20 protein-coding genes are annotated in these 23,783 nt (G+C 67.5%); 10 read left to right on the top strand and 10 right to left on the bottom strand.

All coding sequences use genetic code 11. From position 1 onward, the window contains the following. Nucleotides 1–235 precede the first annotated feature (235 nt). Genes KBZ19_RS01100 through KBZ19_RS01085 form a run of 4 tightly spaced genes read left to right on the top strand, consistent with a single transcriptional unit; the run spans nt 236 to nt 5,403 of the window. The gene (locus KBZ19_RS01100) at nt 236–2,110 is read left to right on the top strand and encodes an NAD(P)H-quinone oxidoreductase subunit F (RefSeq protein ID WP_255099421.1); all 1,875 of its coding nucleotides are present in this window, start codon (nt 236–238) and stop codon (nt 2,108–2,110) included. Nucleotides 2,111–2,131: 21 nt separating this feature from the next. Next, complete coding sequence (locus KBZ19_RS01095; protein ID WP_255099420.1) at nt 2,132–3,703, top strand: NADH-quinone oxidoreductase subunit M; 1,572 nt, start codon at nt 2,132–2,134, stop codon at nt 3,701–3,703. Beyond that, nucleotides 3,700–4,989 (top strand): CO2 hydration protein, encoded by a 1,290-nt coding sequence (locus KBZ19_RS01090; protein ID WP_255099419.1) that lies wholly within the window; start codon nt 3,700–3,702, stop codon nt 4,987–4,989. Before KBZ19_RS01095 ends, KBZ19_RS01090 begins: the two co-directional genes overlap by 4 nt. A gap of 12 nt (nt 4,990–5,001) precedes the next feature. Then, entirely contained in the window at nt 5,002–5,403 is a 402-nt protein-coding gene (locus KBZ19_RS01085; RefSeq protein WP_255099418.1) for a fasciclin domain-containing protein, read from the top strand. Here the strand turns inward: KBZ19_RS01085 and KBZ19_RS01080 are convergent. The 7 genes from KBZ19_RS01080 to KBZ19_RS01050 all read right to left on the bottom strand — a co-directional run bounded on the left by KBZ19_RS01080 (nt 5,378) and on the right by KBZ19_RS01050 (nt 13,396). Then, complete coding sequence (locus tag KBZ19_RS01080) at nt 5,378–6,634, bottom strand: cation:proton antiporter (protein WP_255099417.1); 1,257 nt, start codon at nt 6,632–6,634, stop codon at nt 5,378–5,380. The two genes, KBZ19_RS01085 and KBZ19_RS01080, sit on opposite strands and share 26 nt — an antisense overlap. Then, the gene (locus tag KBZ19_RS01075) at nt 6,631–7,368 is read right to left on the bottom strand and encodes a GAP family protein (RefSeq protein WP_255099416.1); all 738 of its coding nucleotides are present in this window, start codon (nt 7,366–7,368) and stop codon (nt 6,631–6,633) included. The genes KBZ19_RS01080 and KBZ19_RS01075 overlap by 4 nt, the downstream gene beginning before the upstream one ends. A gap of 80 nt (nt 7,369–7,448) precedes the next feature. Beyond that, nucleotides 7,449–9,344: an APC family permease gene (locus KBZ19_RS01070; protein ID WP_255099415.1), complete on the bottom strand. Its 1,896-nt coding sequence runs from the start codon at nt 9,342–9,344 to the stop codon at nt 7,449–7,451. Between the two features lie 56 nt (nt 9,345–9,400). Continuing rightward, nucleotides 9,401–9,739, bottom strand: coding sequence for a P-II family nitrogen regulator (locus KBZ19_RS01065; RefSeq protein WP_255099414.1), 339 nt, complete (start codon nt 9,737–9,739; stop codon nt 9,401–9,403). A gap of 191 nt (nt 9,740–9,930) precedes the next feature. Continuing rightward, entirely contained in the window at nt 9,931–11,382 is a 1,452-nt protein-coding gene (locus KBZ19_RS01060) for an ammonium transporter (RefSeq protein ID WP_255099412.1), read from the bottom strand. Nucleotides 11,383–11,610: 228 nt separating this feature from the next. Further along, a complete protein-coding gene (locus KBZ19_RS01055) occupies nt 11,611–12,294 on the bottom strand; it encodes a response regulator transcription factor (protein WP_255099411.1) in 684 nt (227 codons plus the stop codon). 4 nt (nt 12,295–12,298) lie between these two features. After that, entirely contained in the window at nt 12,299–13,396 is a 1,098-nt protein-coding gene (locus tag KBZ19_RS01050) for a sensor histidine kinase KdpD (protein WP_255099410.1), read from the bottom strand. Nucleotides 13,397–13,497: 101 nt separating this feature from the next. On the opposite strand from KBZ19_RS01050, the gene kdpA reads away from it, so the two are divergent. The 6 genes from kdpA to chrA all read left to right on the top strand — a co-directional run bounded on the left by kdpA (nt 13,498) and on the right by chrA (nt 20,774). Next, nucleotides 13,498–15,168: a potassium-transporting ATPase subunit KdpA gene (kdpA, locus tag KBZ19_RS01045; RefSeq protein WP_255099408.1), complete on the top strand. Its 1,671-nt coding sequence runs from the start codon at nt 13,498–13,500 to the stop codon at nt 15,166–15,168. A 16-nt stretch (nt 15,169–15,184) separates the two neighbouring features. Next, nucleotides 15,185–17,281: a potassium-transporting ATPase subunit KdpB gene (gene kdpB / locus KBZ19_RS01040; RefSeq protein ID WP_255099406.1), complete on the top strand. Its 2,097-nt coding sequence runs from the start codon at nt 15,185–15,187 to the stop codon at nt 17,279–17,281. 81 nt (nt 17,282–17,362) lie between these two features. Beyond that, nucleotides 17,363–17,548: a potassium-transporting ATPase subunit F gene (locus tag KBZ19_RS01035; RefSeq protein ID WP_255099405.1), complete on the top strand. Its 186-nt coding sequence runs from the start codon at nt 17,363–17,365 to the stop codon at nt 17,546–17,548. Nucleotides 17,549–17,553: 5 nt separating this feature from the next. Beyond that, nucleotides 17,554–18,123, top strand: coding sequence for a K(+)-transporting ATPase subunit C (gene kdpC / locus KBZ19_RS01030; protein ID WP_315856319.1), 570 nt, complete (start codon nt 17,554–17,556; stop codon nt 18,121–18,123). Nucleotides 18,124–18,161: 38 nt separating this feature from the next. Continuing rightward, nucleotides 18,162–19,256, top strand: coding sequence for a sensor histidine kinase KdpD (locus KBZ19_RS01025; protein ID WP_255099402.1), 1,095 nt, complete (start codon nt 18,162–18,164; stop codon nt 19,254–19,256). A gap of 54 nt (nt 19,257–19,310) precedes the next feature. Next, a complete protein-coding gene (chrA, locus tag KBZ19_RS01020) occupies nt 19,311–20,774 on the top strand; it encodes a chromate efflux transporter (protein WP_255099400.1) in 1,464 nt (487 codons plus the stop codon). Nucleotides 20,775–20,779: 5 nt separating this feature from the next. Here chrA and KBZ19_RS01015 read toward each other — a convergent pair whose 3' ends face one another. The 3 genes from KBZ19_RS01015 to KBZ19_RS01005 are packed head-to-tail and all read right to left on the bottom strand — an operon-like array spanning nt 20,780 to nt 23,774. Beyond that, on the bottom strand, nt 20,780–21,523 hold the full coding sequence (locus tag KBZ19_RS01015) for an amino acid ABC transporter ATP-binding protein (protein WP_315856308.1): 744 nt from the start codon (nt 21,521–21,523) through the stop codon (nt 20,780–20,782). Between the two features lie 2 nt (nt 21,524–21,525). Next, nucleotides 21,526–22,788 carry an amino acid ABC transporter permease gene (locus tag KBZ19_RS01010; protein WP_255099399.1) on the bottom strand — a complete coding sequence of 421 codons (1,263 nt, stop codon included), beginning with the start codon at nt 22,786–22,788 and terminating at the stop codon, nt 21,526–21,528. Continuing rightward, the gene (locus KBZ19_RS01005; protein WP_094510714.1) at nt 22,788–23,774 is read right to left on the bottom strand and encodes an ABC transporter permease subunit; all 987 of its coding nucleotides are present in this window, start codon (nt 23,772–23,774) and stop codon (nt 22,788–22,790) included. The genes KBZ19_RS01010 and KBZ19_RS01005 overlap by 1 nt, the downstream gene beginning before the upstream one ends. Nucleotides 23,775–23,783 lie beyond the last annotated feature (9 nt).

Raw genomic sequence — 23,783 nt, 5'->3', positions numbered from 1 at the left:
TCGCGGCCTTCGCTGCATTCACCTTCTGTTAACCCGCTAAGTACAAATACGGATTCTGTGCATGGATCTACCGATGCTCGGATCCACGGAGCCTTGCATCCAGGCCTCCAAGGATCAGCCGGCCCACTGATCACGCTTGCTTGGGGCAGCCATTGGCAATACCTCTTCATCCATCCCCCAAACGCCATCGGCCTATCCCTATTGTTCGCGATCATCCCGGAAGCCTCGCGATCAGATGACCGTCCCCCCGCCCGAGACGGCCTCCTTTGCAACGTCCGTCGTTGAGACGGCCTTCCTGATTCCGCTTTATCCCTTGCTGGGAGCGTTCTTCTCCCTGCTGTGGGTGCCCGGGCTCATCTCCCGTACCGGTCCACGCCCCGCCGGCTACATCAACCTCCTGTTCAACCTGGTGGCGTTCCTGCACAGCCTCGCGGCCTGGATCGCTTTCAGCGGCACCCCGCTCACCCGCAGCTGGCCCTGGCTGGATACCGCTGGCCTCTCGATTCGCTTCGACGCCACGATCAACACGCCGGTGCTGATCGCCATGACCATGATCTGCGGCATCCATGTGCTGGCTCAGGTGTATGCGATCGGTTATCTGGAGATGGACTGGGGTTGGCCCCGTTTCTTCGGCTGCCTGAGTGTGTTTGAGGCCGGATTGTGCGCACTTGTGCTCACCGATTCGCTCTTCTTCGCCTATGTGGTGCTGGAGCTGCTCACACTTGGCACCTATCTGGTGGTGGGCACCTGGTTCAACCAGTCGCTGGTGGTGAAGGGGGCGCGCGATGCCTTCCTCACCAAGCGGGTTGGCGATCTGGTGCTGCTGGCCGGCCTGGTGGCGCTGCTGCCGGTGGCCGGCAGCTGGAACATCAACGCCCTGAATGCCTGGGCCGAACAGGCCACCCCCAGCCCCGGCCTCACCTTGATCCTGCTGGCCCTGATCGCCGGCCCGATGGGCAAATGCGCCCAGATCCCGCTGCACCTCTGGCTCGACGAGGCCATGGAAGGCCCCTTCCCCTCCACGGTGCTGCGCAACTCCGTGGTGGTGCTGGGCGGGGCCTGGGTGCTGCTGCGCCTTGAGCCGCTGCTCTCGGTGAGCCCCACCGTGCAGGCCGTGCTGGTGGTCGTGGGCGGCACCACCGCCCTGGTGGGCGCCCTGATCGCCCTGGCCCAGATCGATATCAAGCGGGCCGTTTCCTTTCTGGTCAGCAGCTGGCTGGGGCTCCTGTTCCTGGCCGTGGGCGCCGGTGCCGGAGACACCGCCTGGCGCATGCTGCTGGTGTATCCGCTGCCGATGGCCCTGGTGCTGCTGGCCCTGGGCACGGTGGTGTCGAGCAACGTCAGCCAGGACCTCACCCAGCTGGGTGGCCTCTGGTCGCGCCGCCCCTTGATGGGCATCGCTTTCCTGGTGGGTGGCGCCGGCCTGGTGGGGCTGCCGCCGCTGGCCGGTTTCGGCGCCCTGCGCGCCATGACCGCCAGCCTCTCGGACAGCCAGGCCCCGCTGCTGCTCACCGCCGTGGTGCTGCTCACCAATGGCCTGATCAGCGCCGCACTGGTGCGGATCTTCGGGCTGATCTGGGGCGGCAAGCCCTCGGTGTTCACCAAGCGCTCCGCCGAAGTGCTGTGGCTGATGGTGCTGCCGGCGATGGTGGCCACCGGCCTGGTGCTGCACCTGCCGATCCTGATCAACCGCGCCGGCATTGGCGCGGAGTGGGGTCCGATGGCGCTGCCGCTGCTCGCCTCCACGCTGCTGGGAATCACGGCCGGGTCGGTGCTCTATCTCTTCTCCACCGAGCACCTGCCCAAGCTGTCCGGACCATTGGCCGGGCTGCAGGAATGGCTGGCCGCCGACCTGCACACTGAAGGCCTCTACCGCCGCACCGTGGTGGGTCTGGTGGTGGCGCTGGCGGCCACCAGCAGCTGGGTCGACCGCATCCTGGTGGACGGCTTCAGCAACCGCAGCGGCGACCTGGCCCTGGAGGGGGCGCGCCGCCTCAGCCTCAGCACCACCGGCCGGGTGCAGGCCTATGCCTTCACCGTGCTGGTGGGGGTGGTGTTGATGGGGCTGTGGATCCTCACCCGCCACACGCCCGCCTTCCTCTCCCTCTGAAGCAGACCACCGAGACCTCCCATGCTGCTCACCCTTCTGCTGCTTCCCCTGGCGGCTGTACTGCTGCTCTGTCTCGCCCCCTTGCCGGGGCCCTGGCCCCGTCGCGTGGCGGTGTTCGCTCCGGCGGTGCAACTGCTGATGCTGCTGTGGCTGGCGGGCCACCCGGTGCCGGAACTCCGCCAGGTCTGGCTGCCCCAGCTTGGTCTGGAGCTTCACCTGGGCCTGGATGGCCTGTCGCTGCCGCTGGCCGGCCTCACGGCTCTTCTTTCCTTCATGGCGGTGTTCGCCACGCCGATCAGCCAGCCGCGGCGGCGCTTCTTCTACGCCATGGTGCTGGCCACCAACGTGGGCCTCACCGGTGCCTTCCTGGCCTGCAACGGCCTGCTGTTCGTGCTGGCCTACGAAATCACGCTGATCCCCACCACCCTGCTGGTGGCGGTGTGGGGCGGCGAGCGGCGTGCCACCGCTGCGATCCGCTATCTGATGTATGGCGCGGTGTCGGGGATGGCCCTGCTGGCGGGCGTGCTGGCCCTGGCCCTGCTCAACCGCAATGGCTTCAGCTTCGCCTACGCCGACATGGCCCAGGCGGTGCTGCCGGAGGGGGCGGAGCGCTGGATCCTGGCCCTGCTGCTGCTCGCCTTCGGCCTCAAGATGCCGATCTTTCCGCTGCACGGCTGGCAGCCGCTCACCTACAGCCAGGCCTCCACGCCCGTGGCCATGCAGCTGGCCGGGGTGGTCTCGAAGCTGGGGGCCTATGGCCTGCTGCGCTTCGGCATCGGCATGCTGGGCGACACCTGGGCCGAGTGGTCGCCGTGGATTGCCGTGGTCGGCATGGTCAGCGCCTTGTATGGGGCCCTCAACGCGATCGCCCAGACGGACATGCGCCGCCTGGTGGCCTTCAGTGCCCTGGGCCACATGGGCCTGCTGGTGCTGGCCCTGGCCGCCGCCACGCCGTTGAGCCTGCAGGGGGCGATCGCCCAGATCCTCGCCCAGGGCATGATCGTGGCCCTGCTGTTCTGCCTGGTCGGCAAGATCGAGGCGAAAACGGGCACCACCGAGATCGCCGCCCTCTCCGGCCTGATGAACCCCAGCCGGGGCCTGCCCTTCACCCTGGGCCTGCTGCTGCTGGCCCTGATGGCAGCGGCTGGTGTGCCCGGCCAGGCCGGCTTCCTGGCGGAGATGGTGGTGTTCCAGGGCAGCTGGCCGGTGTTCCCGCTGCCCACGATCGGTTGCATCCTGGCCTCGGGCCTCACGGCCGTGTATGCGGTGCGCCTGTTCAACCGGGTGGGCTTCGGCCGCCTCGACAACAAGACCGCCGACTACGTGAGCACCACCTGGGTGGAGCGGCTGCCGGCCCTGGCCCTCTCCTTCCTGGTGATCCTGGCGGGCCTCTGGCCCCAGATCCTGCTGGGCTGGAGTGAGGAGACCACCAGCGCCCTCGCCCTCTCCCGCCCGCCGATCAACGCCCTGGCGATGGCTGCCCCGAGCCCAGCCCTGCCAACGCTCGCCACCCTGCCTTCACTGACGACCCCGGCGCTCCACGCCCCGCTGGCGCCCCTGCACCTGCCCACCTCGCTGGCTCTCCGGCCATGACCGTCACCACTCCCGCCACCGCCCTGCCCCCTTCCACCCACCCCTTCGCTGAGGTGGTGCAGCGGCTCGAAGCCGGCGGCTCGATGCTGCCGGATACGCCGGAAAACCTGATGCAGATCATCGGCATCTACAAGGCCTATGCCGTGCCGATGGATTTCTACTGGCGCGACCTGCTCTACATCGCCGAGCGGGTGTTCCTCGATCCCCTGCCGGCGTTCAAGTATTTCCCGAGTCAGGAGTATCTGGATCTGCCCAATTCCTACGCGGGTGATGATTCCAAGCTGCGCATCTGGCGCGGGCCGGCCACGGCCCATCCCGAGCTGCTGGAGTTCATGGAGAAGGGCGAAGCCGGCAAGCTGCCGAAGCTGCTCCATCACCTCTGGCACGACCGCATCAACATGGAGTTCGCGGAGGCCTGCATGGATGCCATGTTCTGGCACCAGGGCATGGGCGGCCGCTTCTACGACTACCTCGAGAGCGACGCCTACAAGGCCAACGCCGAGCGGGCGATCCTCGCTTTCTTCAAAGGCAACCCACTGATGCTGGGCCTGCACAAGCTGTTCCCGGAGATGTTCCTGGAGCAGGTGCGCAAGATGAGCTACTACGCCAATCTTGGCCTCTTCTGGGAGGTGATGGCGCCGGTGTTCTTCGAGATGAGCGACATCTACGATGAAGGGGGCTTCTCTGGTGTGCCAGCCGCCATGGATTTCCTGGTGAACGGCATTTTTGCCGTGGCAGGCCGGCCGATCTATCACCACGTTTACATCGGTGGTGAATGCATCGAGATCATCCCCAAGTCGGAAGGGTTCACCTGGCTGTATGAGGCGGCCCTCCCCTATGTGGAGGCGGTGTTCTATCGCACGGCCCCCTTCCGCGGCACCAAGAGCTACAACGCCCAGGCTGATCAGGTGCCGTCGGAGCAGGCGGATTTCCACTACGGCATCCTCTATGCCGATGTGTTCCCGGTGGGTTCAGCCGGCATCCCGCCCACCCTGCTGATGCAGGACATGCTCCACTTCCTGCCGCCCTATCTGGTGGAGCTCTACCGCAACCACAAGCGCGGCGAAGACGACATCCTCGTGCAGCTGGGCATCACCTTCCAGCGCTCCATGTACAACGTGACCTCAGCGGTGATCCAGGCGCTGCGCTGCGCCCTGCTGTTCCCTCTCGATGATCCCGATCCGGAGCACCTCAAGGCGAACCGCGCCTTCTTCGAGGCCCAGATGGATCGCTTCCTCCGCCCTGAGGCCCGCCTCCGGGATGTGCAAACCCAGGACTACCGCTAGACACTCCCAGCCATGGCCAACATCATCGAAACCGCCAAAGGCGCCGGCCTGTTTTCCACCCTGCTTACAGCGGTGGAGGTGGCCGGCCTCACCGCAGCCCTGGAGAGCCCTGGCCCCTTCACGGTGTTCGCCCCGGTGGACGACGCCTTCGCCGCCCTGCCGCCCGGCACCGTGCAGACCCTGGTGGACAACCCGCCCCAACTCGCGCGCATCCTCAAGTTCCACGTGCTCTCCGGCGCCTTCAGCCGCAGTGAGCTGGTGGATCAGCCCAGCTGGGAAAGCCTGGAGGGTGCCCCGATCCCGATCCGCTGCGCCGAGCCGTTCGAGGTGAAGAATGCCTCCGTGCTCTCCGCCGACATCGTCTGCGACAACGGCATCGTGCACGTGATCAACCGGGTGATGCTGCCGGGCTGATCCCCAGCCGGGTGAGCAGGGGAGAGGCCATGGCGGTGGTCACCAAGGCCATCACCACCATCATCGTGAACAGGGTGGTGCTGATCACCCCAAGGCTCAGGGCCACGTTGAGGATCACCAGTTCCGTGAGCCCTCGGGTGTTCATCAGCCAGCCCACCGCCTGGGCCTGCTGGGGGGGCAACCCTCCCAGGCGGGCCATTGCCCAGCAGCCGATGAACTTGCCGCCGATCGCCACGGCCAGCACCGCCAGCAGAGCCAGCCACAACAGCGGCTGATCGAGGTCCGCGATCCGGGTGTTGAGGCCGCTGATGGCGAAGAACACCGGCAGGAGCAAGGTGAGCACCAGATCCTCGATGTGCAGCCGCAGGCGGCGCAGCAGCGGGCCGTAGCGGGGCAGGGCCAGGCCGAACAGAAACGCCCCGAAGATGTAGTGCACACCGATCCAGTCGGTGATCACGGCCGAGAGAATCGCTCCAGCGAACAGCATTGAGAGCAGAATCGGGCTCAGCTGCCGCTCGCGCCGGTAGTGCTCCTCCAGCCGGTGCATCAACGGCCTGAGGCCCAGCAGCAGCAGCAGCGCCCAGGCCAGGGTGCCGATCAATGCCGGCAGGGCGCCCAGTACCGATCCGGAGCGGGTGAACGACACCACCGCCGCCAGCAGCACCCAGCTGACCACGTCGTCGATGGCGGCGCAGCTGATCACCAGCTGGCCGAGCGGCAGGCCCAGCAACCCCCGTTCCTTGAGCAGGCGCGACAGCACCGGAAAGGCCGTGATCGCCATTGCCGTGCCCATGAACAACAGGCCCGGCAGGGTGCGATCGCCCGGCAACAGCTCTGGCAGCACGCTTTCCAGGCCAACGGCCAACAGCACCCCGAGCAGCAGCGGCAGCACGATGCCCGCCAGCGAAATGCGCGCCGCCAGTCGCAACCGGCCGTGCAGATGCTCCGGGTTCACCTCCAGCCCCACCAGAAACATGAACAGGATCAGGCCCAGCTGGGAGAGCAGGTTGAGCTGGGGCAGCACCGCCGCGGAAAACACCGCCTGCTGCAGCTGGGGTGCCAGCGCCCCCAGCAAGGAGGGCCCCAGCACGATGCCGCCCAGGATCTCGCCGATCACCGCGGGCTGATCGAAGCGGGCCAGCAGGCGCCCCAGCAGCTTCGAGACCACGATCACCAGGGCCAGAGCCACCAGCACCGCCGACAGGGTGCTCAGCGGCTCGGTCGCGATCACAGCGGCGCAGCTCCTTGCAGCATCCACAGGCCGTGCAGACCTTCCCAGGCCAGGTAGGCGCTGATCAGCAGGGCGAGCACGCCCACCACCCATTCGGCCCGGTGCACCAGCCAGCCTTCCACCTGCAGCAGCGGCTCGCGGATGCCGCCACCGGTGGCGATCCAGGCCAGCGGTGGCAGCAGCAGCAGGGAGCTGGCCACCAGCACGAACACGCCGGTGAGCTCCAGATCACGGCTCACCCCTGGCTGGTTCACCAGCAGCAGGCCCGCTTCCTTGAGATAGAACACCAGGTTTTCCGGCGTCAGCAGGGCGCTGGTGGCGCCGATCAGCACCAGCAAGGGCGTGCGCACATCGGGCAGCTGGTTGAGCAGCTTCACCGCCATGCCCTCGTGGCCCAGCTCGGCCGCCGGGGTGAGCTGGAACAGGCCGATGCCCAGCAGGGCCACCGCCCCCACCAGATCAATCGCCACCTGTCCCTGTTCGCCGTGGTTGAGGGCAAGGGAAAAGCGGTCGCCCACCAGCATCAGGGCGAGGATCGCCAGGCCGTTGGCCATCGCCCAGCCGCTCACGTAGGCGAAGGAACGCCGCAGCGGGAAAGGGCCGAGCAGCAGCAGCGCCACCACGGCGATGTGCAGCGGGCTGAAGGCGATTCCGAAGCCGAACAGCGACGACTGGCTGAACAACGCCCCAGGGCTGAGGTGGGCGGTGGGGGCGATCAGAGCAGGAAGGAGCAAGGAACCAGAGGTGATGGGATCGAGCGGTCTGAACGCGCTGCTGCCGAGGGTAGGGAGATTCCGGCGGGCCCAGAGTGGGCTCAGAGATAGAAGCCCACGGTGGTGACCACCCGAGTGCCGCCGTTGCGCAGGGCCCGGCGCAGATTCAGCGCCGACTGGTTGTGCAGCAGCTTCTCCCAGGGGCGGCGCGTGACGTACACGGGCAGCACCACGGTGCAGAAGCTGGTGGGATGTTTGTTGTGCTCCGCTTCGAAGCGGTGCACGAAGGAGGTGATCGGATCCACCAGTGAGCGGTAGGGGGAGGGCAACACCACCAGGCGCACCTGCGGCAGCCGCTGGCTCCATTGCTGGCGGAAGGCTTCGGCGCCGCTGCCATTGAGATCGACATGCACCGCCACCAGGGGGCCGGCGATGCTGCGGGCATAACGCACCGCATCGGCACTGCCGTGGTTGAGCGCGCCCACCAGCACCACCACCGGGGTGCCGCCCTGGGCGGGGGCCGGCGGCAGGCTGAGCGGGGCGCCGGGACTGAGATCGAGGCGGCGGGCCATGCGGCCGTAGTGGGTCTTGATCGCCAGAAACAGGCTCACGAGCAGCGGCACGCCCACCACCACCAGCCAGGCCCCCTCGGTGAACTTGCTGAACAGCAGCACGCCGCACACCAAACCGGTGACCAGGCAGCCCAGCCCGTTCACCAGCGCCTTGCCTCGCCAGCCCTCAGCGGCGCTGCGCCCCCTCCACCAATGCATCACCATCCCGGCTTGGGAGAGCGTGAAGCTGGCGAACACCCCCACGGCGTAAAGCGCGATCAAGCGGGTCACGCTGCCGTCGAACACCAGCAACAGCACCGCCGCGAAGCTGCTCAGCAGCACGATGCCGTTGGTGAACACGAGCCGGTCGCCGAGGGAGGCGAGCTGGCGCGGCATGAAGCCGTCCTGGGCCAGGAAGGCGGCCAGGCGGGGAAAGTCGGCGAAGGCGGTGTTGGCGGCCAGCAGCAGGATCAGCAGGGTGGTGAGCTGCAGCAGCAGCAGCAGTGGTCCATTGCCGAAGATGCGCTCTCCCAGCTGATAGAGGAGGGTGGGGCCGGTGTCCTGCGCCACCAGCCCCAGCTCGGTGGCCAGGGCGCTGATGCCGCTGAACATCAACGCCAGCAGGATCACCATCACGGTGAGCACGCGGCGGGCATTGCGCCACTCCACCGGCTTGAACGCCATCACGCTGTCGCTGATCGCCTCAATGCCGGTGAGGGCGGCGCAGCCGGAGCTGAAGGCGCGCATCAGCAGTACCGGCCCCAGCGCCGCCAGCGAGGCGCCGTCTCCGCTGTTCAGCAGCCGGCTCTGCTCGGCCAGCGGCAGAGCGGTGAGTGACCCCTGGCTCCACTGGATCAGGCCAGCTACCACCAGGGTGAACACCGTTCCCATGAACAGGAAGGTGGGCAGGCTCAGCAGCTGGGCCGTGGAGCGCACGCCGCGCAGGTTGGCCAGCATCAGCAGGGCCACCGCCACCAGGCACAACGGTTCGCGCAGCGCGTCGAGCAGGGGGAAATAGGAAGTGAGGGCGGCGATGCCTGCCGCCGTGCTCACCGCCACGGTGAGCGTGTAGTCGATCGACAGCGAAGCGGCGGCGCAGAGGCCGGGGATCACCCCGAGGTTGTCGTGGGATACCCGGTAGGAGCCACCCCCATGGGGATAGGCCTTGATGGTTTGCCTGTAGCTGATCGCCACCACCAGCATCAACGCCACGATCACGCCTGTGATCGGCAACGTGAACGGCAGGGCGGCGGCCCCGGCCATGCCCAGCACCAGCACGATCTCCTGGGTGGCGTAAGCCACCGAGGAGAGGGCGTCGGAGCTGAGGATGGCGAGAGCTTCGGCGTTGGTGAGCCGTTCCTCGGCGTGGGCGCTGGTGGGAAGCGGAGCTCCGATCAGTAGGCGTCTGAGCGACTGGCTGCCTGATCCGCGTGGATCCTTGGTCAAGGGTCGGCTCAGACGCGTTCAGATGGGGATCGTACGCTCGGCTTTGGAGGAGAGCGTTAGATCGCAGCCGCTCCTGATTCCGACGTGCGGATGCGCACGACAGCCTCCACCGGCAGCACGAAGATCTTGCCGTCGCCGATTTCGCCGGTGCGGGAAGGGCCTGTGATCGCGGCGATCACGGTGTCCACCTTGTCGTCTTCGACGACCACTTCCACTTTCACCTTGGTGATGAATTCAATAGTGTATTCAGCACCGCGATAGGTTTCCACCTGGCCTTTCTGTCTGCCGAAGCCACGCACATCGGTGATGGTCATGCCGATGATTCCGGCATTCACCAAGGCTGTTTTCACATCATCGATTTTGGTGGGCCGGATGATCGCTTCGATTTTTTTCATGGTGACTCAGAAATGCGGTGATGAAGGGACTGGAGGATGGCCCACCCAAACGGCCATCGGTAAAAACCGATGGCCGCAGCGGTAAGTGCCCGTGGGAGTTGACTGAGCCGCTGGTTGGGGGTTGGGCTGAAAGAAGCCAGGCCTGAGTTTAGGCAGGTTCTGGCCAATCGTGCCAAGCTACCAAATAAATACTAATTCGTCATTGGTTCGTAGGCTTCCTCTCCGTGGCAAACGATGTCCACGCCACGCTCTTCATCATCAGCCTCAAGGCGCAGCCCACAGGTGGCTTTGACGACGTAGAGAATGATGGCTGTGCCGACGCCAACGAAGGCATAGGTGAGAATTGTGGCCTTGAACTGGGCGATGAACAGGCCGAAGTTACCGCTTTCGGCGAGGATTTTGGCGGAAAGGGGGAAGTAATCCAGAGGAACGAGCACCTTTGCGGCAAGAATGCCGGTGAGCAGGGCTCCTACTGTTCCGCCAACGCCGTGCACCATGAAGGTATCCAGGGAGTCGTCAAACTTGATGGCGGATTTGATCTGGATGGCGATGAAGCAGGCTGCGGCAGTCAGCGCGCCGAACAGCAGGGAGGTTCCGATCGTGACGAAGCCGGCCGCTGGGGTGATTCCCACCAGCCCCGCCACGGCTCCTGTGGCCGCGCCCACGGCGGTGGGCTTGCCACCTTTGAACCATTCGATCAGGCACCAGGTGAGCATCCCGGCTGAGGCAGATGTGGTGGTGGTGACGAAACACAGGCCGGCTCCTGCAGCGGCGAAATAGCTGGCGCCGTTGAAGCCGAACCAGCCGAACCACAACAACCCCGCACCCAGAAGAATGAACGGCACGTTGTGCGGTGGGCGCGTGGCATCGGGAAAGGCGTTACGAGGGCCCACGATCGCTGCGGCAACCAGAGCGGCCACGCCTGAGGCGATGTGAACCACTGTTCCACCGGCGAAGTCGATGGCGCCAATGGAACCGAGCGGTCCGATGAAGCCGCCGCCCCAGACCATGTGGGCCATCGGGCAGTAAATGAACACACTCCAGAGCAGGGTGAACCAGAACCACGCCTTGAAGCTGATGCGCTCTACGAGCGCGCCACTGATCAGCGCCGGGGTGATGATCGCGAACATGCCCTGAAACAGGGCGAAACTCGTGGCGCTGATCGCAAAGCCATCGGCGAGCGGTGCATCACCCAATGGACCGCCGACTCCATTCATCATGAAGAACTCGAGCCCGCCGATGAACGGACTCTTGAAGCCCACGCCGAAGGAAAGGCTGTAGCCGATCACCACCCATAGAACACCGACCAGCCCCATCATGAAGAAGCTCATCATCATCGTGTTGAGCACATTCTTGGCGCGGGTGAAGCCTCCGTAGAAAAAGGCCAGGCCCGGTGTCATCAGCAACACGAGAGCTGAACCCATCAGCATCAACAGGGTGTCGGCGCCGTTGGTGGGAACCTTGGTCAGAGCGGCGTGGGCCGACCCTGCCATCAGGGGCAACAGGCCTGCTCCAGCGGCCAGCAGGACCACCCCCAGACGGCGCAGTTCAGCCTGGTGAATGCCAGCGAACAGATTGGTTGTGAAGTGATCGAAGGTGTCAAGGGCAGACAGGCTGTCCCCTGAGCTTGCACGTCGTGTCATCGGCAACAGCCCATCCGGGTAGGACCTGAAAAGCTTGTGTCTGGCGATCAGGCCGTCCCGTAGCAAGGGCAACGGAACACCCCAAGCACAGGCGAACCGTGACACGGCCCACAAGCGCACGCCTCAATGGCAGCGGGGGTGGAAGCGGCTTCAACATGGGGACCGCCGTTGTACCCACAGCCTCAGCGGTGCCTGGAGTTCCAGTGCTCGGACGCCTGGCTCACCGCTTTACGGCCGCCGGGGCAGCAGCTTCAGGACGGCCTGGGTTCGGTTGGCCACCTCCAGCTTCTGCATGATCTGGTGCCCGTGGACTCGCACGGTGCCCAGGCTGATGCAGAGCTCGGCGGCGATCTCCCGGTTGCTCAGTCCCCGTGCCATCGCTTCCAGCACCTCCCGCTCCCGGGGAGTCAGCAGGGCCAGGCTGCCGGCGAGGGCAGGTTCCGTGCCATCCACCGGCGAGCAGCTGGCTGCTGCACGATCTGCTGCGGCCAGGGCGTCCGCTTCACCCAGTGCGCGCAGGGCGACGGTGGCCTCCGCATCCCACCACGAGGCTCCCCGCAACACCGACTGGATCGCCAGCTGCAGGTCCGCCGCCGCCATGCCCTTGTGCAGGTAGCCCCGTGCTCCCGCGCGTACCAGGCGGTGACACCAGACAGGGTCATCCTGGCTGGTGACCATCAGCACCGGAATCCGGGGGTGGTCGGCACTGATGCGGCGGCAGGTTTCCAGCCCCCCCAGACCCGGCAGGCCCAGGTCGAGCAGGATCAATTCGAAGGCCTGGTGGCGCAGCAGGTCGAGCGCCTGCTCGCCATCTGCCACCGCCGTCACTGCCTCGATGCCGGTGAAGCCCTGCAGCGTCAACTCGAGCCCCAGTCGGAACAGTTCGTCGTCTTCCACCACCAGCACGCGCATCGGTTCAACCCTCCACCGCCGAATGAGCCGAGCGCCCATTTCTGGCCTCTCCGGCAGCCTCGGGCTCTCCCTGCGGCAACACCACGTCGATTTCGGCCCCGCCGCCCGGCCGGTTGCGCAGCCCGATCGATCCCCCATGGGCGCTGACGATCTGGCGGCAGAGGTAGAGACCCAGGCCACTGCCTGGCCGCTCCTCCGATAGACGCTGGAAGCGCTGGAACAGCCGGGGGAGCTCCTCCTCCGGCACGCCCGGACCGCCATCGGCCACCAGAAGCCGATGGCCGCTGCCATGGTCCGAGAGTTGCACCCGGATGCAGCTGCCCCGCAGGCTGTGGTGAATGGCGTTAATCAGCAGGTTCTCCACCAGCCGTCGCAGCTGGGCCCCATCGCCCCAGAGGCTGTGGGGCTGACGCTGGGAGCTCTCCCCGAAGCCGAGCTGCAGACTGAGTTGCCGCTCCTCCGCCAGGGCGGCGAGGTCGCGGATCACGTCCTCCACCAGGCGGGTGAGGTCCACGGCCTGGCGTTGCAGACGTAGGCCCTCGGCGTCGTTGCGGTACACCTCCAGCAGCGTCTGAATTTGTTGCAGAGCTCGGTTCTGGCCCCGCTCGATCGTGGCCAGGCGCCGTTGCAGCTGAGGGTCGTGCCGCCTTTCCCCTTGGTTGCTCAGGCTGCGCAGGGTGGCGATTGTGCCCAGGATCGGTGTCTTGAGGTCATGGGCGAGGGTGGCCACGAAATCCCGGCGCAGATCCGCCACGGCCAGCTGGCCTTCCAGCTGCAGCCGCTGGCGTTGCAACGCCTGAATGCGCACGCACTGGCTGGCGCTCAGCACCAAAGCGCCGCAGACGATCAGCCGGTTGGTCAGCACCGAGCCGTCGGGGGGAGTGATGTGCGGAACCACCAGGTTGGCGAGCGTGAGGGTACAGCTGAGGGCCACATAGCGCCAGATCCGCGCCGGCGGGGCCGTCTCGCTCAACAGCAACAGAGGCAGCACGTACAGATAACCCAGCACCACCGGCACCGGGGTAACCAGCTCCACCAGTGCCACCGCAACGGTGAGCAGGGCCACCTGGCGACTGGGAGAGGCCAGAGCCTCTATACCCATGGGTAGGGAGCTTTGTTTCAACGACATACCCTCCGCTAGTGGCGCCCAGCTGCAGGCGGCAAAGACAGTGATCGGGTCCTCCGCGCCGGACGCTACCGCCGATGACCGACTGGCTACAGGTGGCCCTGCTGATCCTGCTGATGCTGGGCACATCCCGGCTACTGGGCCGCCACCTCTGGCAGGTGTTCGACGGCCAGCCCCAGCCCTGGCTGGACCGCTGGCTCTCCCCCTTCGAATCCACCCTGCTGCGCTGGGTGGGTGATCCAGGCCGGCCCGCCGAACTGGCCTGGGATTACCTGCGCCCGCTGCTGCTCAGCAACTTCGGCTTCACCGCCGTGGCCCTGCTGCTGCTTCTGGTTCAACCGCCCTGGCTGAATCCCCAGGGGCTGCCGCCGGTGCCCTGGGATCTCTCCTTGCACACCGCTATTTCGTTCGTCACCAACACCGATCAGCAGCACTACCTGCCGGAGCAGACCTTCAGCGATCTCACCCAGCTCGGCGCCATCCAGTTCCTGATGTTCACCTCGGCCGCCACCGGGCTGGCGGTGGGTGTGGCCTTCATCCGCGGGCTCACCGGCCGCCCGCTGGGCAACTTCAACAGCGACCTGATCCGCGCGATCACACGGGTGCTGCTGCCTCTCAGCCTGATGTTCGCTGTGGTGTTGCTGATCCAGGGCGTGCCCATGACCCTGGGCGGTCCGGTGAGCCTGCGCACGCTCGAAGGCGCCACCCAGATCCTGGTGCGGGGCCCGGTGGCGGGTTACGAGGCGATCAAGCAGCTGGGTGAGAACGGCGGTGGCTTCTTCGGCGCCAACTCCGCCCATCCGTTCGAGAACCCCAGCCCCTTCACCAACCTGCTGGCCATGGTGGCGATGCTGGCCATCCCGGCCGCCACCCTCGACGCCTTCGGCCGCTTTCTCGGCAACCGGCGCCAGGCCAATCTGCTGCTGCTGCTGGTCACGGGGCTGCTGCTGGCCCTGGCCGTGGTGGCGATCCAGGCTGAGCAGTCCGGCAACCCCCTGCTGGCGCCGTGGCTGAGCGGCCCCAATCTGGAAGGTAAAGAGGTGCGCTTCGGCGCCACCCTCTCCGCCCTGTTCGCCGCCATCACCACCGCCACCATGACCGGCGCGGTGAACGGCTCGATGGATTCGCTCATGCCCGTGGGGGGCATGGTGCCGCTGTTCAACATGTTCCTGCAGGTGGTGTTCGGCGGCCAGGGCACCGGCGCCGCCTACCTGCTGGTGTTCCTGATCCTCACGGTGTTCCTCACCGGCCTGATGGTGGGGCGCACACCCGAGCTGTTCGGCCGCAAGGTGGAGAAGGCGGAAATCGTGTGGAGCAGCCTGATCCTGCTGATCCACCCGCTGTTCGTGCTGCTGCCGGCGGCACTCACCCTGGCCGATGCGCCAACCCTCGCGGGCATCAGCAATCCGGGCTTCCACGGCGTCAGCCAGGTGGTCTACGAGTACACCTCGGCGGCGGCCAACAACGGCAGCGGCTTCGAAGGCCTGGCCGATAACAGCCGGTGGTGGAACCTCAGCACGGTCGCGAGCCTGCTGGGCGGGCGTTACCTGCCGATCTTCGCGCTGCTGCAGCTGGCGGCCGGCTTCGCCCGCAAGCCCCCGGTGCCCCCCGGGCCCGGCACCCTCGCCACCGATACGGCCCTGTTCACGCTGGTGACCGCCGTGGTGATCCTGATCCTCGGCGCCCTCACTTTCTTCCCGGTGCTGGCCCTGGGGCCGATCGCCGAAGCCTTCTCGCTCCCTCGCTGATCGCCCTGCGCCTGCCATGACCATCCTTCAACAGTCCTTCTTTCCGCGCATGCCGCGGGGCCGCCGCGACCAGCGGCGCTACACCGAACGCCCCCGACGCCAGGGCCTTCTGGCCAGGGCCAGCGTGGAAGCGTTCCGCAAGCTCGATCCGCGCCACACAGTGCGCAATCCGGTGATGTTCGTGGTCTGGTGCGGCACACTCGTGTGCCTGGCCACCACGCTGGAGCCCCAGCTGTTCGGCCTCAGCAGCGAGGCACCGGGTCGGGGTTTCAACGTCGCGCTCGCCGCGATCCTGGTGTTCACCCTGCTGTTCGCCAACTTCGCCGAAGCCCTCGCCGAAGGGCGCGGCAAGGCCCAGGCCGATGCCCTGCGCCGCACCCAGGCGCGCACCCAGGCCCGCCGCCTGCTGCCCGATGGCGGTGAGGCGCTGGTGGATTCCAGCAGCCTGCGCCAGGGGGATCAGGTGCGGGTGAGCAGCGGTGAGCTGATCCCCGCCGATGGCGAGGTGGTGGGTGGGGTGGCAGCGGTGGATGAATCGGCGATCACCGGTGAATCCGCCCCCGTGCTCAAGGAAGCCGGCTCCGATGTGGCCAGTTCGGTCACGGGCGGCACGCGGGTGGTGTCCGATCAGCTCACCATCCGCATCACTGCTGATCCCGGCAAGGGCTTCATCGACCGCATGATCGCCCTGGTGGAGGGCGCTGAGCGCAGCCGCACCCCCAATGAGATCGCCCTCACGGTGCTGCTGGCCGTGCTCACCCAGGTGTTCCTGATCGCGGTGGCCACCCTGCCGCCCGTGGCGGCCTACATCGGCGGGCCCACTCCGGTGGTGGTCCTGGTGGCCCTGCTCGTGGCCCTGATTCCCACCACGATCGGCGGCCTGCTCAGCGCCATCGGCATCGCCGGCATGGACCGGGTGGCGCAGTTCAACGTGATCGCCACGTCCGGCCGGGCGGTGGAGGCCTGCGGCGACATCAACACCCTGGTGCTCGACAAGACCGGCACGATCACCCTGGGCAACCGCCTGGCGGAGGCGTTCCTGCCGGTGGGTGGGCACAGCGAGGCGGAGCTCGCTGCCGTCGCCCTCGGTGCCAGTGGCTTTGACAACACGCCCGAGGGTAAATCGATCGTGCGGCTGGCCGAGAAGCTCGGTGTGAGCGCGGGATTCGACGCGGCGGGCGCCATCGGCCTGGAGTTTTCCGCCCGCACCCGCATGAGCGGCACCGATCTGGCCGATGGCACCGAACTGCGCAAGGGGGCGGTGGATGCCATCAAGGGGTTCGTGCGGTCCCGTGGCGGCCAGGTACCCGGCGGGCTGGATGAGGCCTTTGAGCAGGTGTCGCGGCTGGGGGGCACGCCGCTGGCGGTGTGCCGTGGCGACACCATCTACGGCGTGGTCTACCTCAAGGACATCATCAAACCGGGCATGCGCGAACGCTTCGATCAGCTGCGGCGCATGGGCATCCGCAGCGTGATGCTCACCGGCGACAATCCGATCACCGCCGGGGTGATCGCCCGCGAAGCCGGCGTCGACGACTTCATCGCCGAGGCCACCCCGGAAGACAAGATTGCCGTGATCCAGGCGGAACAGCGGCTCGGAAAGCTGGTGGCGATGACCGGCGACGGCACCAACGACGCCCCGGCCCTGGCCCAGGCCAACGTGGGCGTGGCGATGAACTCGGGCACCCAGGCCGCCAAGGAGGCGGCCAACATGGTGGATCTGGACAGCGATCCCACCAAGCTGATCGACATCGTGACGATCGGCAAGCAGCTGCTGATCACCCGCGGGGCGCTCACCACGTTTTCGATCGCCAACGACGTGGCCAAGTACTTCGCGATCCTGCCGGCCCTGTTCGGTGGTGTGGGGCTCGGGCCGCTCAATCTGATGCAGTTGCAGAGCCCCCACTCCGCAATCCTCTCGGCGATGGTGTTCAACGCCGTGATCATTCCCGCCCTGGTGCCCCTGGCCCTGCGAGGGGTGGCGTTCCGCCCGGATTCGGCGGAAACGCTGCTGCGGCGCAACCTGCTCGTCTACGGACTCGGCGGTCTGGTGGTGCCGTTCGTGGGCATCAAGGCGATCGACCTGGCGCTCACGTCACTGCGCCTGGTCTGATTCCGCCATCGCCATTCACACCCAGCGTTTGTCTTCCAATCCCGCCCCCGTGTTCGTTCTCTCTGATCTGAGGCTCCTGCGATGTTCCTGACCCGACCGATCTTCTGGATCCCGTTGCTGCTGGCCGCTGGTGCGGTGGCGGCCTCCGCACTGGTGCGCAGCTTCCACCCACCGCTGCAGACGGGCGCGCTGTCGTTGCTGCTGAGCGGCACCGTGGCGCTGTCGATCTATCTGTTCGTGGTGATCTTTCAGCCGGAGACCTTCTGATGTCCCTGCTTCGCGACGCCCTGCGCGCCCTGCGGCTCACGGCGGCCCTTTGGTTGATCAGCGTGGTGCTCTACACCCTGCCGCTGCTAATGATCGGCCAGGGGCTGTTCCCCGCCCAGGCCAATGGTTCGCTGCTGCGGCTGGAGGGCCGGGTGGTGGGCTCGGCCCTGATCGGCCAGCCCTTCGCCAGCGCGCGCTACTTCTGGGGCCGCCCCAGTGCCATCGCTTACAGCACGGGGCCAGGGGCACCCAGCTCCAGCCCCAGCAACCTGGGTCCCACCAACCCGGCGCTGGCAACGCGGGTGCGTGAGGGCGCGGAGCTGCTGCAAGCCGCCGGGCTCCGCCCACCGGCTGCCGATCTTCTCTATGCCTCAGGCTCTGGCCTTGATCCCCATCTCTCGCCCGGCGCGGCGGCGCAGCAGATCGAGCGGGTGAGTGCGGCGCGCCGCCTCAGCCCCGACCAGCTGCGCCAGCTGGTGCGCCGCCACACCAAAGGCCGCAGCCTGGGGCTGCTGGGGGAGCCGCGGGTGAATGTGCTGATGCTCAACCTGGAGCTCGACCGCCTCGCCCCCTGAACCCTTGCGCCTGAGCCCCACCCGATGAGGTCGTCGCCATGATCCCCTCTTCCAGAGGCCGGGGGCGTCACAAGCTGTTCATCGGCATGGCGCCGGGGGTCGGCAAGACCTACCGCATGCTCCAGGAAGGCCGCGAGCTGCGCCGCGCCGGCACGGATGTGGTGATCGGTGTGCTCGAAACCCATGGCCGAGTGGACACCGCCGCCCAGGCCGAGGGCCTGGAACGGGTGCCGCTGCGCCGCTTCCATCACCAGGGGGTGTGGCTGGAGGAGCTCGATGTGGCCGCCCTGCTGGCCAGACGCCCGCAACTGGTGCTGGTGGACGAGCTGGCCCACACCAACGCCCCCGGCAGCGAGCGGGTCAAGCGCTGGCAGGACGTGGAGCACCTGCTGGCGGCGGGGGTGGATGTGTACTCCACCGTGAACATCCAGCACCTGGAGAGCCTTAACGATCTGGTGGCCCAGCTCACCGGCGTGATCGTGCGCGAACGCTTGCCCGATCGCGTGCTGGAGCGGGCCGATGAGGTGGTGCTGGTGGATGTCACCCCCGAAACGCTGCAGGAGCGCCTGCGCGAAGGCAAGGTGTATGCCAGCGAGAAGGTGGGCCAGGCCCTGGCCCACTTCTTCCAGCGCCGCAACCTGGTGGCCCTGCGGGAGCTTGCCCTGCGGGAAGTGGCCGACCGGGTCGATGACGAAACGTCCCCCGACAGCTCCCTGCGCGAACGGGTGCTGGTCTGTCTGTCGATGTATCCGGGATCCAGGCGGCTGCTGCGCCGCGCCGCCCGCCTGGCCGGCTTCATGGATGCCCCGCTGCTGGTGGTGATCGTGCTCAATCCCCACCGCTTCCTGACCCGGGAGGAAAGCCTCGTGCTGGAGGATTGCACCCGCCTCAGCAACGACTTCGGCGCTGAGTTCCTGCGCCTCGACAGCGACGATGTGCTCGGCGCGATCGCCCATGTGGCCGCCGAGCGACGGATCACCCAGATCGTGATGGGCCAGTCGCCACGCTCCCGGGGCCGGGCGCTGCTGGGGCGCTCTTTGGCCGAGAAGCTGCAGCAGCGGCTGGTGGGCCGCCACGTGGATCTGCACCTGATCGCCGACGATCCCCCCACCCCTGGGCCGGCCGGCTCTTAGCTTTGCCCCAGCCATCGGGGTGCGCCTCCCGTAACACCGCCGGCGCCGGACCCCATGACCCCTGCCATCCCGCCGCCTGAGCCCGCCGCAGAATCCTCTGCGGCTCCCGCCCAGCGGCCGGTTCCCTTCGCAGAGGCCGCCCGCTACTGGCTGGAGCTGGGGTTGATCAGTTTCGGAGGGCCGGCCGGGCAGGTGGCGCTGATGCACAGCGAGGTGGTGGAGCGCCGCCGCTGGCTCTCGGAACGGCGCTTCCTGCATGCGCTCAACTACGCCATGGTGCTGCCGGGCCCGGAAGCGCAGCAGCTGGCCACCTACATCGGCTGGCTGATGCACGGCATCCCCGGTGGACTGGTGGCGGGCAGCCTGTTCATCCTGCCCTCGCTGCTGCTGCTGCTGCTGCTTTCGGCGGTCTACGCCATCTGGGGGCAGCTGCCGCTGCTGGTTTCAGTGTTCTGGGCGCTCAAGCCGGCCGTGACGGCGATCGTGATGCAGGCGGCCTGGCGGCTCGGGCGGCGCACCCTGCACAACCCGGCGTTGCTGGCGCTGGCGGTGCTGGCCTTCGCCGGCCTCACCCTGCTGCGGCTGCCCTTTCCCGTGATCCTGCTCACAGCGGCCGTGATCGGCTGGCTTGGCGGTCGCTGGCGTCCGCAGCTGTTCAGCCCGTCTCGCCAGGCCGGCCATGCCCCGACCAGCACCACGCCCAGCGCCGAGCAGCCCCCACTGCATGGCGATGCCACTCCCACCCCCGCCCATGCCCGCTTCGATCGCCGCCGCCTGGCCTTGATCCTGCTGGCCGGGCTCGCCGCGCTGGCGTTGCCGCTGGCGTTGGTGAGCGGCATGGGTGGATGGGATGGGTTACTGGCCACGATGGCTCGCTTCTTCAGCCGTGTGGCCGTGTTCAGTTTCGGTGGCGCCTATGCGGTGCTGCCCTACGTGGCTCAGGGGGCGGTGGAACAACACCAGTGGCTGAGCGCCAGCCAGATGATCGACGGCCTGGCTCTCGGTGAAACCACACCGGGGCCCTTGATCATGGTGGTGACCTTCGTGGGCTTCATGGGCGGCTGGAACACCGCGCTCGCCCATCTCAGCGCGGACGCCGCCAACAGCCTCGCTGCGGGCTCCGCCACCAGTCTTGCCGCTGCCGCCACGGCGCTGCCGCTGGCCGTGGCGGCGGGCCTCACGGTCACCTGGTTCACCTTCCTGCCGTCGTTCCTGTTCATCCTGGCGGGCGGGCCCTTGGTGGAAGCCAGCCGCGAGGACATCCGCCTCAGCGGGCCGCTCACGGCGATCACCGCCGCGGTGGTGGGCGTGATCGCCAACCTGGCGGTGTTCTTCGCCGGCCATGTGCTCTGGCCCGACGGCGCGGGCAGTGGCTTCGATCCGGCGGCGCTGGCGCTGATGGTGGCGGCGGCCGTGGCCCTGCTGCGCTGGCGCTGGCCGGTGCTCCGGCTGATCCTCACGGCGGCCCTGATCGGCGCCGGCCGCCAGCTGGCCGTCTGGGCCGGGCTGCTGGGCTGAACCGCTCAGAGGATCTGGGCCAGGAACTGACGGCTGCGCTCGTGCTGGGGGTTGGTGAAGAAGGTGGTGGGGGCCGCTACCTCCACGATCTGCCCCTCCGACATCAGCACCACCCGGTGCGCCACCTCGCGCGCGAAGCCCATTTCGTGGGTCACCACCACCATCGTCATGCCGTCGGCGGCGAGGGCGCGCATCACCTCCAGCACCTCCCCCACCATCTCTGGGTCGAGGGCGCTGGTGGGTTCATCGAACAGCAGGATGCGCGGTTCCATGCACAGCGAGCGGGCGATCGCCACCCGCTGCTGCTGGCCGCCGGAGAGCTGGCCGGGGTACTTGCCCGCCTGCTCGGCGATGCCCACCCGCTCCAGCAGACCCAGGGCCTGGGCCTCCACCTCGGCCTTCCGCCGCTTGCGCACCACCACCGGCGCCAGCGTGAGGTTCTCCAGCACGGTGAGATGAGGAAAGAGGTTGAACTGCTGGAACACCATGCCGGTGTCGCAGCGGATCGCATCGATGTTGCGCAGGTCGTTGGAGAGGGCGATGCCATCGATGGTGATCGTGCCCTCCTGGAAGTCTTCGAGGGCGTTGAAGGTGCGGATGAAGGTGCTCTTGCCTGAGCCCGAGGGCCCCATGATCACCACCACCTCGCCGCGGCTCACGCTCAGATCCACGCCGCGCAGGGCATGGAAGCCGTTGGGGTACCACTTCTGGACCCCGCGGGCCTCGATCATCGGCTGACTGGCGGTCATGGTCAGGTGGGGGAGTGGGAGGGATCGAGGCGGCGCTCCAGAGCCCGGCTGCCCAGGCCAAGGGCGGCGCAGCAGCACCAGAACAGCACCGCAAGGGTGAGGTACACCTCGGCGTTTTTGCCGAGGAATTCCGGATTGGCCATCACCGTACGGGCGGTGCCGAGCAGATCGAGCAGGCCGATCAATGACAGCAAGGTGGTGTCCTGCAGCAGGGAGATGAACTGCCCCACCGTGGCGGGCAGGGCGATGCGCAGGGCCTGGGGCAGCACCACATGCCGCAGGGCCTGCGGCACCGAGAGCCCGAGGGAGCGGGCGGCCTCCAGCTGTCCGACGGGCACCGCCGCCAGTCCAGCGCGCACGGCTTCCGCCAGATAGGCCCCGCAGAAGAAGGTGAGCACCCAGGCGGCCCGCCAGACGCGGTCGGGGGCCCAGCCGCCGGGAAGCATGTAGCCGAGGATGTTCTGCCCCAGGAACAGCAGGGTGATCAGCGGGGCGCCGCGGATGAACTCGATGTAGAGCACCGAGCTCCAGCGCAGCAGCGGCAGGGTGCTGCGGCGGCCCAGGGCCACCACGATGCCGATCGGGAAACTGAGCAGGATGGCGAAGCTGGCCATCAGCAGGGTGAGCAGCAGGCCGCCCCACTCCGACGGCGGCACGTGCGGAACGCCCAGCCCGCCGGCGATCAGCACCATGCCGAACAGGTAGAGCGCCGGCCAGAACAGCGGCAGAAAGCGCAGCAGGCGGCGCGGCACCAGCCTCCCCCACTGCCCAGACACTCCCCGCAGCACCAGCAGCAGCGCCGTGATCGCCCACCAGCGCAGCTGCAGGGGCAGCGGCAGCTTCAGCGCAGCCGGCAGCCAGGCGGCCAGAAAGGCCAGCACGGCGATGGCCACCAGGTCGTTGACGGGCCAGAGCGTGCCGGTGCGATCGGCGCGCGGATGGCTGCGCAGCAGGCCCCAGCTCACACCGATCGTGGCCGCCGCCAGGGTCACCAGCAGCCAGAGACGCCATTGCTGCGGCAGCGGGTAGCGCCCCACGGCAAACAGGGTGGTGTTGGCCTGGATCACCGCCCACTGGGCCTGGCGGAAGGCCCACTGCCACAGGCCCACCGCGGCGGCCAGCAGGGCAGCGAGCAGCACCACGCTGATCACCCCGTCGAGGGGAGTGGCGAACAGCTCCTGACGCAGCGCCCCGCGCCAGCTGCGGCGGGCTGAGGGGGGAGCGGGCCGGGGCGGCTGCAGCGGCGGGGAGGAGGAGGAGGTCATCAGCGCTCGCGAATCTGCACCAGTTGGTTGACGCCGTTCATCAGCACCGAAATCACCAGATCGATCAGCAGATAGGCGCCGAGCAGCAGCAGGAACACTTCCAGGGCGCGGCCCGTCTGGTTGAGGGTGGTTTCAGAGACGGAATAAAGATCGGCGTAGCCCACCGCCACCGCCAGGGCGGAGTTTTTGGCCAGGGAGATGTATTGGCTGTTGAGCCCTGGAACGATCACCCGCAGCGCCTGGGGCAACACCACCCTGCGCATCGTGGCGCTCCAGTGCAGGCCAAGGGAAGTGGCCGCTTCCCACTGCCCGCGTGGCACCGCGGCGATGCCGCCGCGCACCACCTCGGCCACGAAGGCGCCGGTGTAGGTGATCAGGCCGGTGATCAGGGCCGAGAACTCCACCGACAGGCGCAGCGGCGCCTGCCAGACGTCGTTCACCAGGGTGGGCCCCTGCCAGCGGAAACCCTCGGCAAACCAGGCGAGATACAGCCCCGATTTGGAGAGCACCACCCCAGGGAGTTGCAGGGCCGCCGTGCTGTTCGGCAGCGCCAGGAACACCACGAAATACCAGAACAGCAGCTGCAGCAGCAACGGGATGTTGCGGATCACCTCCACGTACACCCGCGCCAGGCGGCGCAGCAGGCCATTGCCGCTGAAGGCGGCCATGCCCACCGCCGTGCCCAGGAGCGTGGCCCCCACCAGGCCCACCACGATTGCCCGCAGGCTGTTCACCAGCCCCACCAGCAACACCCGCCAGTAGGGCATGGAGGCATCGAAGGGGATGAGGCTTTCGGCCACATCGAAGCTCGAAGGTTGCCCGAGCCAGCGCCAGGTGAGCAGCAGCCCGGCGGCGGTGAGGTTCCGCACCAGGTTGCCCATCAGCAGGGCGATCACCACCAGGATCGCCAGCCCCACAGCCCCCTGGACCAGCCAGGGAACCACGCGCCGATCCCGCCACCAGGGAACCCGCTGGATGTCGCTCATCGCGAGGTG

This window comes from Synechococcus sp. L2F, assembly GCF_024345695.1.
Classification (GTDB): Bacteria; Cyanobacteriota; Cyanobacteriia; order PCC-6307; family Cyanobiaceae; genus MW101C3.
Note: the sequence above shows the minus strand (reverse complement) of the source record. Positions and strands in the feature narration are given on the sequence as shown.